This window comes from Acinetobacter sp. Q186-3, from assembly GCF_013420655.1.
Classification (GTDB): domain Bacteria; phylum Pseudomonadota; class Gammaproteobacteria; order Pseudomonadales; family Moraxellaceae; genus Acinetobacter; species Acinetobacter indicus.
The window spans coordinates 12,696-27,816 of record NZ_VOXS01000001.1 but is presented as its reverse complement, the minus strand read 5'-3'; the positions used below and the strand labels follow the sequence as shown (position 1 = coordinate 27,816).

14 protein-coding genes are annotated in these 15,121 nt (G+C 46.9%); 4 read left to right on the top strand and 10 right to left on the bottom strand.

The window, feature by feature from the left end; translation table 11 throughout:
• Positions 1 to 13: 13 nt before the first annotated feature.
• Positions 14 to 1,063 carry an NADP(H)-dependent aldo-keto reductase gene (locus tag FTT64_RS00135; RefSeq protein WP_180181927.1) on the top strand — a complete coding sequence of 350 codons (1,050 nt, stop codon included), beginning with the start codon at positions 14 to 16 and terminating at the stop codon, positions 1,061 to 1,063.
• Positions 1,064 to 1,151: 88 nt separating this feature from the next.
• On the opposite strand, the gene FTT64_RS00130 is transcribed toward FTT64_RS00135, so the two are convergent.
• The 7 genes from FTT64_RS00130 to FTT64_RS00100 all read right to left on the bottom strand — a co-directional run bounded on the left by FTT64_RS00130 (position 1,152) and on the right by FTT64_RS00100 (position 7,783).
• Positions 1,152 to 1,934: a M48 family metallopeptidase gene (locus FTT64_RS00130; protein WP_005177027.1), complete on the bottom strand. Its 783-nt coding sequence runs from the start codon at positions 1,932 to 1,934 to the stop codon at positions 1,152 to 1,154.
• Positions 1,935 to 2,096: 162 nt separating this feature from the next.
• A complete protein-coding gene (locus tag FTT64_RS00125) occupies positions 2,097 to 2,405 on the bottom strand; it encodes a hypothetical protein (protein WP_180181926.1) in 309 nt (102 codons plus the stop codon).
• 88 nt (positions 2,406 to 2,493) lie between these two features.
• Positions 2,494 to 3,279 (bottom strand): M48 family metallopeptidase, encoded by a 786-nt coding sequence (locus FTT64_RS00120; protein WP_075166666.1) that lies wholly within the window; start codon positions 3,277 to 3,279, stop codon positions 2,494 to 2,496.
• Between the two features lie 136 nt (positions 3,280 to 3,415).
• Complete coding sequence (locus tag FTT64_RS00115; protein ID WP_005177019.1) at positions 3,416 to 4,735, bottom strand: adenylosuccinate synthase; 1,320 nt, start codon at positions 4,733 to 4,735, stop codon at positions 3,416 to 3,418.
• A gap of 71 nt (positions 4,736 to 4,806) precedes the next feature.
• On the bottom strand, positions 4,807 to 5,973 hold the full coding sequence (locus FTT64_RS00110; RefSeq protein ID WP_104498237.1) for an ATP phosphoribosyltransferase regulatory subunit: 1,167 nt from the start codon (positions 5,971 to 5,973) through the stop codon (positions 4,807 to 4,809).
• Between the two features lie 297 nt (positions 5,974 to 6,270).
• Complete coding sequence (locus FTT64_RS00105; protein ID WP_005177014.1) at positions 6,271 to 6,585, bottom strand: hypothetical protein; 315 nt, start codon at positions 6,583 to 6,585, stop codon at positions 6,271 to 6,273.
• A gap of 163 nt (positions 6,586 to 6,748) precedes the next feature.
• Positions 6,749 to 7,783, bottom strand: a complete 1,035-nt coding sequence (locus FTT64_RS00100; protein WP_180181925.1) for a type I glyceraldehyde-3-phosphate dehydrogenase — start codon at positions 7,781 to 7,783, stop codon at positions 6,749 to 6,751.
• A gap of 405 nt (positions 7,784 to 8,188) precedes the next feature.
• Here FTT64_RS00100 and alaS point away from each other — a divergent pair, with 405 nt between their 5' ends.
• The 3 genes from alaS to csrA all read left to right on the top strand — a co-directional run bounded on the left by alaS (position 8,189) and on the right by csrA (position 12,722).
• Positions 8,189 to 10,882 (top strand): alanine--tRNA ligase, encoded by a 2,694-nt coding sequence (alaS, locus tag FTT64_RS00095; protein ID WP_180103760.1) that lies wholly within the window; start codon positions 8,189 to 8,191, stop codon positions 10,880 to 10,882.
• A gap of 60 nt (positions 10,883 to 10,942) precedes the next feature.
• On the top strand, positions 10,943 to 12,223 hold the full coding sequence (locus FTT64_RS00090; protein WP_104471872.1) for an aspartate kinase: 1,281 nt from the start codon (positions 10,943 to 10,945) through the stop codon (positions 12,221 to 12,223).
• 244 nt (positions 12,224 to 12,467) lie between these two features.
• Positions 12,468 to 12,722: a carbon storage regulator CsrA gene (csrA, locus tag FTT64_RS00085; protein ID WP_016658388.1), complete on the top strand. Its 255-nt coding sequence runs from the start codon at positions 12,468 to 12,470 to the stop codon at positions 12,720 to 12,722.
• Between the two features lie 65 nt (positions 12,723 to 12,787).
• On the opposite strand, the gene rnhB is transcribed toward csrA, so the two are convergent.
• The 3 genes from rnhB to FTT64_RS00070 all read right to left on the bottom strand — a co-directional run bounded on the left by rnhB (position 12,788) and on the right by FTT64_RS00070 (position 15,119).
• Positions 12,788 to 13,366, bottom strand: a complete 579-nt coding sequence (gene rnhB / locus FTT64_RS00080) for a ribonuclease HII (RefSeq protein WP_127799279.1) — start codon at positions 13,364 to 13,366, stop codon at positions 12,788 to 12,790.
• A 61-nt stretch (positions 13,367 to 13,427) separates the two neighbouring features.
• On the bottom strand, positions 13,428 to 13,805 hold the full coding sequence (locus FTT64_RS00075; RefSeq protein ID WP_005177001.1) for a hypothetical protein: 378 nt from the start codon (positions 13,803 to 13,805) through the stop codon (positions 13,428 to 13,430).
• 102 nt (positions 13,806 to 13,907) lie between these two features.
• Entirely contained in the window at positions 13,908 to 15,119 is a 1,212-nt protein-coding gene (locus FTT64_RS00070; RefSeq protein ID WP_180062631.1) for a glycosyl transferase, read from the bottom strand.
• Between the last annotated feature and the right edge of the window lie 2 nt (positions 15,120 to 15,121).

The window sequence follows — 15,121 nt, the reverse complement described above, 5'->3', positions numbered from 1 at the left end:
ATAAGGACATCTTATGCAGTTCAATCCCCTTGCTGATACCGGTATTTTATTGCCTGAAATCTGTCTGGGCACCATGACCTTTGGTGAACAAAACACCCAGGATGAAGCCTTTGCCCAGCTGGATTATGCGCTGGAACGTGGCCTGTATTTCTGGGATACCGCCGAAATGTATCCGGTGCCACCGAAACCAGAAACTCAAGGTGCCACCGAAGTCATGATTGGCAACTGGCTCAAGACGCGCGGTGGACGGGACAAGCTGTTTTTGGCCTCAAAAATTGCCGGACCGGCTCAAGGCGGCAGCCATATTCGTGATGGTCAAACCCGTTACAACGCTACCGATATTCGCACTGCCCTGGATGGCAACCTGAAACGCCTGCAAACCGACTATATTGACTTATACCAACTGCACTGGCCACAGCGCCCGACCAACTTCTTTGGCAAACTGGGTTATGGCAATACCGAAGCCCATGCACAGCAGCATGTCACCGACCTTGAAGAAACCCTGACCGCATTGCAGCAGGAAATCCAGAACGGCCGGATTCGCTATATTGGCCTCTCCAATGAAACCCCATGGGGCACCATGAAGTTTTTGCATCTGGCGGAAAAACTCGGTTTAAGCAAATTTGTCAGCGTACAAAACCCGTATAACCTGCTGAATCGCACCTATGAAATTGGCATGTCGGAAATTGCCAAATATGAAGGCGTCGGCTTACTGGCTTATTCTCCTCTGGCCTTTGGTTACTTAACCGGGAAATTCCGGCATGGCGCCCGTCCGGCCAATGCGCGTGTCACCCTGTATTCACGCTTTAACCGCTACAGCAATCCAGAAAGTGAATGGGCCACAGAGCAATATGCGCAACTGGCCGAGCAACATGGCCTCAGTTTAACCCAACTGGCTTTGGCTTTTATTAAGCAGCAGTTCTTTGTCACCAGTACCATTATTGGCGCGACTTCACTGGAGCAGCTAAAAGAAAATATTGATGCCTTTGAAGTCAATCTGTCCGATGACATTTTACAAGGTATTGAAGCGATTCACCGTCAGCAGCCTAACCCAGCGCCTTGATGGCTTTCAATCAAATTCCATCAACCTCATGCATAAAAAAATGCCTCATCATATGAGGCATTTTTAAATCTATTTTAAACCCAGAAGCTTAACGACGGTTCTGGTTATAAATGGCCTGAGCAGCTGGCAAGTTCTCACGCATCGCTGCTATACGCTGGCTGTTCGATGGGTGAGTCGACAGGAACGATGCCCCACCACCACCTTCTAAGCGGTTCATTTTCTCCCATAAGGTAATTGCCGCTTGCGGGTTATAGCCACCACGCGCCATCAGCATTAAACCACCTTCATCGGCACGGCTTTCCAGATTACGTGAATATGGCAAGCCCACACCCACCTGTGCACCCAATTGTGCCGCTGCAGCGCCTAACTGGCCAACGTTACTGCCTGCAGCGCTTAAACCGATATTTAAAGCCAGATTGGTCAGTGCCTGCGCGCCAATTTTACTCTTGGCATGTTCTTCTAGAGCGTGCACCATTTCATGGCCCATAATCGCAGCAATTTCGGCATCGGTCAGGTTCAGTTTATTGACGATACCAGTATAGAACACCACTTTACCGCCGGGCGCGACAAAGGCATTAATCTGGTCAGATTTTAATACTGCCAGCTGCCAGCTAAATGGCTGACCAGTCTGGTTCATCTGGTTGGCAACCGGTGTTAAACGCTGGAACACCGTGTTAATACGTTTATAGGTACTCGAACTGGTGTCCAGCTGCCCCTTGTTACGCGCATCTTGCACCATCTGGCTATAACTTTGCGCCGCGGTTGCATTTAGGGTTGCGGTATCTGCACCGGCCATATCGGCCACGGTGGTACAGCCTGAAAAAGTGATTGCACTTGCGGCACAAAAACTCAATACCAATTTTTTGTTCATTATAATAATCTCCGCCATTCGGCTATACACATACTCATGAATTATATGAAATCATTTCAATGCTTTAAATCTGAAATGGCTTCATAATCATATCATTTATGTAAACAATGGCAGTGCTGTGTAAACTGTAGCTACATCAGCAGCAACGAGCGAAATACGGCCTTAATAGGCAAACTGATAGAAAATCCAGAATACCAGACAGAAAATATTCAGGCCCAGATACATCTGCGAAACCACTTCCATTTTCTCTTCCAGTGCCGGATTTTTACGTTTATAGAATAAATAGGCGTTTTGGATCAGTACCAGTGGCACCAAAATACAGGCAAAAATCACACTCAGACCAATAAAGGCCTGATACATAATATTCGGATCATGCTTTTGTAACAGAATCAGCAACATCGCAATGGTCGGTGCACCGCCCATGGCAAATAATAACGAATAGAAAACGGTGCTTGAAATATTTTTATGCATCCTGCCTGACCCAATGTTTTTGCTGTGTTTTATTCTAGCAAGCACCATCTGAATAGACAGTGCTGATCTGTGCAACTTTAGTCTTGAATTACTTCGCAGCGCGGTAATACTGCATTGCTTCCGGCATCATCTGCTGTAATGCGGCAATACGGTCATTATTGCTGGGATGGGTCGACATAAACTTGGCAATGGCGCTATTTCCACGGGCATCGTTGGCATTCATTTTCTGCCAGAGCGTAATGGCTGCATTCGGATCATAACCGGCTTTGGCCATTAACAGTAAACCGCCTTTGTCGGCGCGGCTTTCCAGATTACGCGAATAAGGCAACCCCACCCCAAACTGACTGCCCAAATCCAGCAGTAAACCACCATAACCACCCACCGACTGGCCCACATATTGCGAGCCAATACTAACCGCCAGATTGGTCAGGGTCTGGGCGCCAATTTTACTTTTGGCATGTTCTTCCAGTGCGTGTACCATTTCATGGCCCATGATCGCCGCGACTTCATTGTCAGTCAGTTTCAGATTTTCAACAATGCCGGTATAGAACACTACTTTGCCACCCGGGGCCACATAGGCATTAATTTCAGGCGATTTAATGACGGCCACCTGCCACTCAAAGGTCTGCCCGGTCTGGTTCATCTGGTCAGCATAGGGCTTCATCTTTAAAAACACACGATTGACTTTCTTATAGGTGGCAGAACGGGTATCTAGCACCTTTTTCTGCTCAGCTTCCTGCAACATTTGCTGATAGCTCTGGCTGGCGTTTAAGTTTAAGGTCGCTGAATCTGCCCCGGCCAATTCTGCCACAGTGGCGCAGCCCGTCAAATGCGCTGCCAGTACAATTCCAATGGCTAAGTTCTTATATTTCATAACATTCTCTAATTGTTCGAAAGTGCTTAGCACTATAAACAAAATCAGGGAATTCTCAAGATGGCGCAGTATTTTTCTCGGCCAAAAATAAAAAACCCTGTGCAGGCACAGGGTTTTCTCATTTCAGCTTAAACGATTAAGCTTCAAACGGATGGCGCAGAATAATGGTTTCTGCACGGTCTGGACCGGTTGAAATGATGTCGATTGGACATTCAATTAACTGCTCAAGACGCTTGATGTAGTTGATTGCATTTTCAGGCAATTGTTCAACACTGGTCGCCCCCACAGTTGACTCAGACCAGCCTGGCATGGTTTCGTAAATTGGCTTCAAGTTTTCATAAGCCAGCGCGTCAGAAGAACCGACACAACCTGAATCGGTGTTTTCATAGCCAACACAGATTTTAATTTCTTCTAAACCATCCAATACGTCTAACTTGGTCAGGCAGATTCCAGACAGTGAGTTTACATCGACTGAACGGCGCAGGATTTCTGCATCGAACCAGCCACAACGACGTTGACGGCCAGTAGATGCACCAAACTCGTGACCCACTGTACCCAGGTGTTTACCAATTGCATCACCCACATCATTTGCCGCGTCGTAGACCAGCTCAGTTGGGAACGGACCAGCACCCACACGTGTGGTGTAGGCTTTGGTAATACCCAGCACATAGTCAAGATGTAATGGACCCAAACCTGAACCTGAGCTTACGCCGCCCGCAGTGGTGTTTGAAGAAGTCACATACGGATAAGTACCGTGGTCAACATCCAGCAATGAACCTTGCGCACCTTCAAACATAATGTTGTCACCGTTTTTACGGTAATTATGAATTTCAGTGGTTACATCCACCACTAATGGTGCAATCACTTCGCGCCATTGGTCACACAGCGCAATCACGTCATCCAGTTTAACTTCTTCAACACCGTAGTATTGAGTTAACTGGAAGTTGTGGTAATCCAGCAATTCAGCCAGCTGCGCACGTAATGCGTCACCGCCACGTACCAGGTCAGCCACACGTACTGCACGGCGCGCCACTTTATCTTCGTAGGCAGGGCCAATACCACGACCGGTAGTACCAATTTTGGCATTGCCACGTTTTTTCTCACGTGCCTGATCCAGCGCAATGTGGTTCGGAAGAATTAATGGACAGTTTGGAGAAATACGTAAACGTTCTTTAACTGGCACGCCTTCCTGTTCAAGAATGGTCATTTCCTTGATCAGCGCTTCAGGTGAAAGCACCACACCGTTACCAATTAAGCACAGTACGTTTTCACGTAAAATACCAGATGGAATGAGGTGTAATACAGTTTTCTTACCACCAACCACGAGAGTATGACCTGCGTTGTGTCCGCCTTGATAACGTACTACCGCAGCCGCTTGATCTGTGAGCAGGTCGACGATTTTACCTTTACCTTCGTCGCCCCATTGGGTACCAAGTACCACAACATTCTTGCCCATAATAGCCTCATTACATCATGCTGTTAAAATTGAAAACCAGGCGCATGTGACATGAACACATGCGCTGGCGATTAAATTTTTTCGACCGTCCACTCACCGTTACGATTCACCAGCTGGTGAGTTGCATACGGTACAGAGCTTAAATCATCCTGACCCAATAACTGAATTACACTTAAGCCCTGGGTACGGGTGGCCTGAATTGCAGCCAATAAATCTGCCTGATTGCCCTTTGGTGCAACCACCACCGATTTGGCTTCGAAACGACCGGCGCTGAGCGCATATAAGTCGCAAGAGAAACCGGTTGCCGGACGGGCACGACCAAAATGCTGGCCAATACCATCATAACGGCCGCCTTGAGCCAGTGGTGCTGCACGGTTTGGTGCATAAACGGCATACATTAAACCGGTATGGTAGTGATACGAACGCAGTTCTACCACATCAATCCCGATATGCAGATTTGGCCAGCGTGCCTGAATTTCTGCCTGGGTGGTTTTTACCGCATCAAAGGCATGTTTGAATTCCACATTGGCCAGCACATCGGTGCTTAAATGAGCTTCCAGTGCATCCAGATCACTGGCAAAACGGCCGAGCGCATAGAAATCTGAACCAAAGGCTAAATCCTGGGTAAAGTCCGCCAGTTCTGGCAAGGCTTTACGCTGATATAAGTCGGACAGTTGACGCTCAGTGGCTTTGTTCAGACCAGCTTTTTGTACCAGACTGCGGAACAGACCCACATGACCTAAATCCAGATGGATACCATCGGCCAGACCGGCTTCCTGAATCAGGCTGATCATCAGGTCAACCATTTCCACATCGGCATCAATGCTGTCGGAACCGAATAGTTCGGCACCCAGTTGCAAAGGTGCACGGGTGGTATTAAAGCCCTGTGGCTTGGTATGCAAAACCGTACCAGCGTAGCAATAACGCGCCACACCATCTACCGGATGCACATGCGCATCAATACGTGCCACCTGTGGCGTCATATCGGCACGCACGCCAAGCAGACGGCCCGACAGCTGGTCAATCACCTTGAACGTGGCCAGGTCTAAATCTTGATTCGATTCTGAAAGAGAAGAGAGAGATTCGATATATTCAATAAATGGCGTGTACACCAACTGATAACCTCGAGATGCGAGGAAATCCAGTGAATTACGGCGCAATGTTTCGATGACTTGCGCTTGTTCTGGTAATACATCAGCTACACCATCAGGTAATAACCATGTCTCTGAAATGGGCATGTTGTAAACCTAAATTCTTGTCTGCGCGGAACAAATCCGCATAAAAAAATCGGGAGCACACCCGATTTCTCCTAGTTTAGCACGATCAAATGGGCTGTGCATCGCAAATTTGATAATTTTCTCTGTCTGATCAATTCCATTGCAATCCTGCCCGGCTGGAGCTGTCATTTCGAGAGTAAAAGCTGTTTTTGCTGAAGAAGATAAAGGAGCTGGACACATCCCAAACTTATCATCTTTTTTTCAGCGCAGATGGAAATCATCTTCCCTCTGCCCTGCGTTGATATGCTTAAAAAAGACTTATTTGACTTTATTCGGATCCAGCACTTGGGTAATTAAATTGACCAGCTCAACATTCTGGGTTTCCAGCTGATGAATGCGCTGCGCCGATTTATCCAGCGCTTCCTGCTGCACGTGCATTTTCTTGGCCAGATCCTGCATGATCTCTAAAGTCTTTTTCAGATTTTCTTCCAGACTGATGACTTTGTTTTCAAGCTGATGATTATCGCTTTGGCGATTCAAATGATCATGCTGGTTTTTAAACTGCAGCCAGATCAGAAAAATCACCGCTACGGCCAACAGTAAAATAAATCCCCAAAGTAGAATAAACATCATGTGTAGTGCTCGACTTATTTGTTTTGTTTTATCTTAACGAAAAATATAGCAAAAAGGCGAAAAATCGCCTCCAACCTGTCAATACTCGGCTGTTATCGCATTTCGCCCGGTTAGACTACCATCGTACAGTCCAAGCTTAGGCAAAGATTTAGACAGATAGAAATTAATGCGCCTGATGGGCAAAAGATTCACATAAATCCAGTAAACGGTTGGCATAGCCCCATTCATTGTCATACCAGGCAAAGACTTTGGCCTGATGCCCGACCACCATGGTCTGGGTAAGATCGACAATTAAAGAATACGGCGAATGGTTAAAGTCACTCGATACCAGTGGCTCATCGGTGACCTGCATAATTTCGGCATAATCCTGCTGCGCGGCTTTCACCAGCACTTCATTCAATTTATGCACGGTAATGGGTGACTGGGAAATAAAGCTGACATCAATGGCGGCGACATTAATGGTGGGCACCCGAATCGAATAGCCATCAATACGGTTTTCCATTTTGGGCATCACCTGTTTTAAGGCGCCTAAAGCACTTGAGGTGGTTGGAATAATATTCTGACCGGATGCACGTGCACGGCGTAAATCACGGTGCGCATGATCCAGCACCGACTGATCAGCCGTGACAGCATGAATTTCAGTCATCAGCGCGGTTTCAATACCAAAAGCATCATCCACAATTTTAACCAACGGCACCAAGGCCTGAGTGGTACAGGAAACACTGGAAATAATCTGGTCTGAGGCTTTGACCTCATGATGATTGACCCCGTAAACAATGGCGGCATCAACCGTGTCAAACGGTGCTGCGCCAATAATCACCCGTTTGGCACCGGCATGAATATGCTGGGTTGCGGCTTCACGCGAACGGAACAGGCCGGTACATTCCAGCACCACATCAATATTTAACTGCTGCCATGGCAACTGTGCCGGCTGTGGCTGGCTCAGCACATGAACTTTCAACTTGGCCTCACCCGATTGTATGCACAGATAAATCTGTTCCTGTTCCAGCTGGATTTCTACCTGCCCCGGAAAACGGCCATGGGTTGAATCGTATTTAAACAGATGTAGTAGCGTGGCAACATCGGCAACGTCATTAATCGCGACAATATCAAAATGAAATTCTTTAGGATTTTCAAACCAGGCACGCAGTACATTTCGCCCAATTCGCCCAAAGCCATTAATCGCCACTCGTTGCATCCGTATTCCTTCAAACTGCACATCAATCTTGTCTGTGCTTATTTTAAAGGATTTCCGCCAGACACGGCGAATAATTCCTGCCAAACTCAGCAATTAATTTAAACCTGTCCAATATTTAAGCAGTTAGCAGCACTATTTTCTGCTTGATAAAAAGAAGCAGGATGCACGGTAACTGGCTAAACCGCAGCAATGACAACAGCTTGTGATTTCACAGCAGATTAGATGACTTTGAGGTTTGGGTTTTCGCCGCAGATTTGTCATCAAAACACTTTAAAATCATTGGTGAGTGTGGCTTTTTCCGTTATAATTTGGCGTTTTTAAATTTTAAGCCCGTATAACAGCAGAGAAAATCTTGTCAGACTGTTATGCTTTTAGCCAAATCGAGAATTATGGAGTGACTTGGTTGTGAGTACTCGTTTTATGACATCAGCTGAAATTCGTGAAGCATTTTTGCGTTACTTTGAATCGCAAGGGCATACACGTGTCGCGTCGAGTTCTCTGGTTCCCGCCAACGACCCAACGTTGCTGTTCACCAATGCTGGTATGAACCAGTTTAAAGATTGTTTCTTAGGTCTGGAAAAGCGCGATTATGTCCGTGCCGTATCTTCACAAAAATGTGTACGTGCCGGTGGTAAACACAACGACCTAGACAACGTCGGCTATACCGCGCGTCACCACACCTTCTTTGAAATGTTAGGTAACTTCTCTTTTGGTGATTACTTCAAGCGTGATGCGATCAAGTTTGCTTGGGAATTCCTGACCGGTGATGAATGGTTAGCCCTGCCAAAAGACAAACTGTATGCCACGGTTTACCACACCGATGACGAAGCATTCGACATCTGGAACAAGGAAATCGGTTTAGCGCCAGAACGTATTATCCGTATTGGCGACAACAAAGGCGAGAAATACGCATCTGATAACTTCTGGGCTATGGGTGATACCGGTCCATGTGGCCCATGTTCTGAAATTTTCTTTGACCATGGCGATCATATCTGGGGTGGCCTACCAGGCACACCTGAAGAAGATGGCGACCGTTTCATTGAAATCTGGAACAACGTTTTCATGCAGTTCAACCGCACAGCGGATGGCGTACTGCACCCACTTCCAGCACCTTCGGTCGATACCGGTATGGGCTTGGAGCGTATTTCTGCCGTATTACAGCACGTCAACTCCAACTACGAAATTGACCTGTTCCAGCATCTTTTAAAAGCGGCAGCTGAAATTATTGGTCTAGATACCTCTGCACTAGAAGCTGAAGCCAAAGAAAAAGGCACACCGGTACAATATCCAGCTTCACTTAAAGTGGTGGCTGACCATGCCCGTTCTTGCTGCTTCCTGATTGCAGATGGTGTCAATCCGTCTAACGAAGGACGTGGTTATGTACTGCGCCGTATTATCCGCCGTGCTGTACGTCACGGTAACAAACTCGGTGCAACCGGTTCATTCTTCCACAAAATGCTGCAACCGCTGATTGAAGTAATGGGTGCGGCGTATCCCGAACTGGAAGCTCAAAAAGCACGTATTGAAGCGCAATTACTGAAAGAAGAAGAACAGTTTGCCAAAACACTTGAGCAAGGTCTAAAACTGCTTGAAGGTGAACTGGCGAACTTAAAAGGTTCTGTGATTCCAGGCGAAGTGGTATTTAAACTGTATGACACTTACGGTTTCCCGACCGACCTAACCGCAGATATTGCCCGTGAACGCGACCTAACCATTGATGAAGCTGGCTTTGAAGTTGAAATGGCAGCACAGCGTCAACGTGCACGTGATGCCGGTAAATTTGCCATCGACTATAACAGCGTAGTCAAAGTGGATGGTGAAACCCAGTTTGATGGTTACGATGCCACTGCAGGTCAAGGTCAAATCATTGCCATCTATAAAGATGGCGAACAGGTTGACGAAGTCGCTGAAGGTGATGAAGCACTGATCGTCCTGAACCAGACGCCATTCTATGCAGAAAGCGGTGGTCAGATCGGTGATACCGGTATTTTCAAAAACGACACCGGTATTTTTGAAGTGCAAGACACCAAAAAATCGGGCGGCGCTTTTGTACACCAGGGTATTGTAACCATGGGTAGCCTGAAAGCAGCACAAAACGTGGAAGCAATTGTCAAAGCGGACATTCGTGCTGCGACTGCGCGTAACCACTCTGCCACTCACCTGCTGCACGCTGCGCTGCGTCAAATTCTGGGCTCACACGTACAGCAAAAAGGTTCACTGGTTGCATCAGACGTATTACGTTTCGACTTTGCCAACGATCAGCCGGTTTCATTTGAACAGCTGCAAGAAATTGAACGTCTGGTGAATGCTGAAGTGATTGCCAACACACCAGTAACAACTGAGTTACTCGATATCGAATCGGCCAAAGCCAAAGGCGCGATGATGCTGTTCGGTGAAAAATACGGTGATGAAGTTCGCGTACTGTCTATGGGTTCAGTAATTGAAGAGAAAAACTTCTCGATTGAACTGTGTGGCGGTATTCACGTGAAACGCACCGGTGACATCGGTCTGTTCAAAATAACCTCTGAAGGTGGTGTGGCTGCAGGCGTGCGTCGTATTGAAGCGGTGACAGGCACCAAAGCGATTGAAGCTGCGCAAAAAGCTGATCGTGACATCAACACCATTAATGCGCTGTTAAAAGCACAGAAAGAGCAAACCATTGAGAAAGTTGAAGCAATTGTTGAAACAGCATCTAGCCTGCAAAAACAGATTGAACAGCTGAATCAGAAACTGGCCAGTCTGCAAGCGAGTGAACTTTTAAGCCAAGTTCAGACCATTGCTGGCCGTGCAACACTTATTACCACTGTTCAGGGTATGGATGCCAAAGCACTGCGCAACCTGCATGACGGTGTGAAATCAAAATTAGACAACGCAGTGATTGTACTTGCCGGTGTAGAGGGTGACAAAGTGAGCCTGATTGCATCCGTTGCAAAAGACTTCACTGCGTCTATTAAAGCAGGTGACATCATCAAACACTTGGCCTCTGAGCTTGGTGGTAAAGGTGGTGGTAAACCTGACTTAGCACAAGGTGGCGCGCCACTAAACGAGAAGTTTGCAACCGTGATGGCAGAGTTAACTGCCTGGCTGGAAGCAAAATAACTTCACTTTTGTGTAACTGACCCTGGCGGCAATCAGGGTCATGGCTTATATGGAACAACTATGGCATTAATCGTTCAAAAATATGGCGGTACTTCTATGGGTACGCCCGAGCGCATTTTAAATGTTGCTCGTCGCGTAAAGCGCTGGCATGACCATGGCCACAAGGTGGTCGTTGTTGTATCAGCAATGAGTGGCGAAACCAATCGCCTGCTCGCTCTCGCGAAAGCCATTACCGACACCCCTGACCCACGTGAACTTGACCAGATGGTATCTACGGGTGAGCAGGTAACGATTTCCATGTTAGCTATGGCGCTCAATTCTATTGGCGTAGAAGCTAAATCTCTAACCGGTCGCCAAGTCGGAATTAAAACTGACAGCGCGTTCACCAAAGCCCGTATTGAAGCGATTGACACCGATGTCATGACCGGTCATTTAAATGCCGGTCGTGTGATTGTGGTTGCAGGCTTCCAGGGTGTAGACGAGCAAGGCAATACCACAACTTTAGGCCGCGGTGGTTCAGATACAACCGGTGTTGCGTTAGCCGCAGCATTAAAAGCAGATGAATGCCAGATCTACACCGATGTTGATGGTGTATACACCACTGACCCGCGTGTTGCGCCAAAAGCAAAAAAAGTGGATCGTATTTCCTTTGAAGAAATGCTGGAAATGGCATCTTTAGGCTCAAAAGTCCTGCAAATCCGTTCTGTAGAATTTGCTGGTAAATATCAGGTGCCTTTACGCGTACTATCTAGCTTCGATAACGACAACGATGGTGCATTTGACGAAGAGTTTAAAAACAACGTCGGAACTCTTATTACTACTGAATTGGAAGACAACATGGAACAGCCAATTATCTCAGGTATCGCGTTTAACCGTGACGAAGCTAAACTGACTATTCTCGGTGTGCCAGATGAGCCAGGTATTGCCTCTAAAATCTTGGCCCCAATTGGCGCTGCCAACATTGAAGTGGATATGATTATCCAGAACGTTGAAGAAGATGGCACCACTGATTTCACCTTTACCGTAAACCGTGGTGAACTGGCCAAAGCCAAAGCAATTCTTGAAGCGACTGCACAGGAAATTGGTGCGCGCGAAGTTGCAACCCGTGACGACATCGTGAAAGTGTCAATTGTTGGCGTGGGTATGCGTTCACATGCTGGCGTAGCGAGCAAAATGTTCACCGCGCTTGCAGACGAAGGCATCAACATTCTGATGATCTCGACCTCTGAAATCAAAATTTCAGTGATTATTGAAGAAAACTATTTAGAGCTTGCAGTTCGTTCACTGCACACGGCGTTCGGTTTAGACCGCGAGTCAGGTGAATCAAGCGCGCGTGCTTAATCTGTAGTCAGCAATTATTGGAATTGTCAGACAATATAGCGAAAAACTACAAAAAATCAGAGCCACTATAGTATTTTTTATAGTGGCTCTGTTATATTGAAATAATGAGAATTAGAAATCTTAACAGAATTGTATCCGACAAGGTTTTGTCAGGGAGAGTTCTGATAAAATTTCGCTTGAAATATTTTGTGCTTTTCAAAACTTTCAAATCAATGCAGGTTTAGCATTTTGCAAGGAGATAAACATGCTGATTCTGACCCGACGTGTCGGAGAAACATTAATGATTGGGGATCAAGTCAGTGTTACTGTACTTGGTGTCAAAGGCAACCAGGTGCGTATTGGTGTGAATGCGCCAAAAGAAGTGTCTGTTCATCGTGAAGAAATTTATCAACGTATTCAACATGAACGTGCCATGCATGAGCATTTGCAACATCTCGATCAGGATTATCAGCCTTCTTATGAAGATGATAATTACCCACAAAATAACTTTAACCGTTAAGACTTAAAGTTATCTTGTTATAAAGCGGCTCTACGGCCGCTTTAAGTTTTTTTAGCGCTTCAAAATTATTGCTGTTCCAGCAAAGCCAGCGCTTTACGTACTGGTCCGAAACTACGGCGATGCTCTGTAGTCACGCCATGCAAAGCTATTGCTTCAAAATGCGCTTTGGTCGGATAGCCCTTATGTTTGGCAAAACCAAACTGTGGAAACTTCTGGTCCAGTTCCAGCATCTGCCGGTCACGGGTGACTTTGGCCAGAATACTGGCTGCGGAAATTTCGGCGTGCAAGGCATCCCCACCCACCACCGCTTCACATGGCATGATTAGTCCTTGTGGAATTTTATTGCCATCGACCAGGACCTGATCGGGCTGGACCTGCAAGGCTTCAACCGCACGGCGCATAGCCAGCAATGAGGCCTGTAAAATATTCAGCTCGTCAATTTCAGCCGGACTGGCTTCAGCAATGGCCCAAGCAAGGGCTTTTTCCTGAATCTCAATGAATAACTTTTCACGTTTCTTTTCACTCAGTTTCTTGGAATCATTCAAGCCCGCAATCGGATTATTCGGATCCAGAATGACCGCCGCAGCCACCACAGTTCCCACCAGAGGCCCGCGCCCTGCTTCATCTACACCAGCAATTTTCATCGACATTATTACCTTCAATAAAATAGGCTGAACCTGTCAGCCTATTTCTTTCATCTTGCGCTTATTGTACTGCTTCTTGCACACAAGCATGAATGGTTTTTGATACAACATTGCTCACAATGGTGGCACGCGCTGCCGGGTCAATCGCTGCTGTCGCCAAGTCTACCGCAGTCACATTTTGTGGTGCTTTTTCGCTGACACAACCACAGATTTCAGTCTGGATATTTTGCTTTTGGGTGCTGGTCATGACTTTGGTGGCCGTTTGCCATGCCGGAATGTTGTTTAGCTCGGTGACACATTTGGCATTAATCGCAATTTTCAGTGCTGCGCCGCCCAATTGCTGGGTCGTTGTTGCCGCTGTAGGCTGAGTGGTGCCTGTAGATGCACATGCGCTTAACAGTAATGCCAGCGGTGCTAAAACATAAGCCAACTTTTTCATGTATTTTCCTTCAGTTTTGCGTCATTTTACCGGCCTATTTTAAGGGCTTTAGCGCGGATTCGGTTTATCTTTTTGACCGCAATGCACAAATAAATGGCAAATTTAAGCATTATCCAGGGCAACTGCCTGCTTCATATCCGCAAATACCGTTGGACAGGCCGATTGCACCCGGTTCCAGCTTGGAATAAAAGACTGCTGGTTCGGATAATTCATAAACTGCTCCCCTGCCTCGACAATACTCTGAGCAAATAATTCCACCACATTTTCTTCGCTGTGCCGGTCATAGTTCAGGCCATTGGTGGTGGCATCATAATAATAGTGATCAATCAGATCCAGCGCATTACGATAATAGGCCGCGCGGATAATCCGAATATTGTCCAGACTGACCTGCACCCCCAGCGCCGCCAGCTTACGGAAAAATGCCAGTGCGATATCCCGGCTCATCCGTTTTAGGCCACCATCCCCATTGGCGGTGGTGACTTCCTGATGTTTATGTTCATAATCATCAGCAATATCGACCTGACAGATGCGCTTGGTGGAATAGTTGCGGTAAATTTCCGAGAGCACGCCAATTTCCAGGCCCCAATCGCCCGACACCTTCAGGTCACGCAGTGCTTCGACATGAATTGCCATCTCTCCAGACAAGGGATAACGAAAGGCTGAAAGATAAAGCAGATAATCCAGCGGTCCGAAGACTTTTTTCAGGGCCTGCAATAAAGGTGACACCAGCAGACGTGACACCCGACCATTCATTTTCCGGTTGGCCACCCGCGCATAATAACCTTTGGAAAACTGGAAGCTGAATTGTGGATGTACCATCGGATAAATCAGCCGGGCCAGCATGTCGCGTTTATAGGTACGAATATCGCAATCATGCATCGCCACCACCTGGCTCTTGCCTTCAGCCATAGCATAACCGGCACAATACCAGACATTACGGCCCTTACCGCGCTGCAAAGGCGCGACATTTAACTGATTTAACTGCTGATGCAGCTGCTGCAAACGCGGTCCATCATTCCATAAAATTACATGGTTTTGCGGCAACACCGAGAAAAATTCCCGCGCATGGGCAAACTGCTCCGCATTGGCCTGATCCAGACCGATAATAATCTGCTGGATATAATCGGCGCCTTTCAACTCTTCGACAATCTGGGTTAAGGCCGGATGTTCAAGCTCGGAATATAAGGAAGGTAAAATTAAGGTGACCGGTTTGGACTTGGTAAATTCGCGAAGTTCCTGTTCATATTCATGTAGATGGCGCTGTTTTAAATCATGTATTGTTGTAATCATGCCTTCTTGTGCAAAATCGACCATCA

What these genes read in the sequence shown, in the direction of transcription:
- FTT64_RS00135 (WP_180181927.1), top strand. Translation starts at nt 14, where the DNA reads ATGCAGTTCAATCCCCTTGCTGATACCGGTATTTTATTGCCTGAAATC.
- FTT64_RS00130 (WP_005177027.1), bottom strand. Translation starts at nt 1,934, where the DNA reads ATGAACAAAAAATTGGTATTGAGTTTTTGTGCCGCAAGTGCAATCACT.
- FTT64_RS00125 (WP_180181926.1), bottom strand. Translation starts at nt 2,405, where the DNA reads ATGCATAAAAATATTTCAAGCACCGTTTTCTATTCGTTATTATTTGCC.
- FTT64_RS00120 (WP_075166666.1), bottom strand. Translation starts at nt 3,279, where the DNA reads ATGAAATATAAGAACTTAGCCATTGGAATTGTACTGGCAGCGCATTTG.
- FTT64_RS00115 (WP_005177019.1), bottom strand. Translation starts at nt 4,735, where the DNA reads ATGGGCAAGAATGTTGTGGTACTTGGTACCCAATGGGGCGACGAAGGT.
- FTT64_RS00110 (WP_104498237.1), bottom strand. Translation starts at nt 5,973, where the DNA reads ATGCCCATTTCAGAGACATGGTTATTACCTGATGGTGTAGCTGATGTA.
- FTT64_RS00105 (WP_005177014.1), bottom strand. Translation starts at nt 6,585, where the DNA reads ATGATGTTTATTCTACTTTGGGGATTTATTTTACTGTTGGCCGTAGCG.
- FTT64_RS00100 (WP_180181925.1), bottom strand. Translation starts at nt 7,783, where the DNA reads ATGCAACGAGTGGCGATTAATGGCTTTGGGCGAATTGGGCGAAATGTA.
- FTT64_RS00090 (WP_104471872.1), top strand. Translation starts at nt 10,943, where the DNA reads ATGGCATTAATCGTTCAAAAATATGGCGGTACTTCTATGGGTACGCCC.
- csrA (WP_016658388.1), top strand. Translation starts at nt 12,468, where the DNA reads ATGCTGATTCTGACCCGACGTGTCGGAGAAACATTAATGATTGGGGAT.
- rnhB (WP_127799279.1), bottom strand. Translation starts at nt 13,366, where the DNA reads ATGAAAATTGCTGGTGTAGATGAAGCAGGGCGCGGGCCTCTGGTGGGA.
- FTT64_RS00075 (WP_005177001.1), bottom strand. Translation starts at nt 13,805, where the DNA reads ATGAAAAAGTTGGCTTATGTTTTAGCACCGCTGGCATTACTGTTAAGC.
- FTT64_RS00070 (WP_180062631.1), bottom strand. Translation starts at nt 15,119, where the DNA reads ATGGTCGATTTTGCACAAGAAGGCATGATTACAACAATACATGATTTA.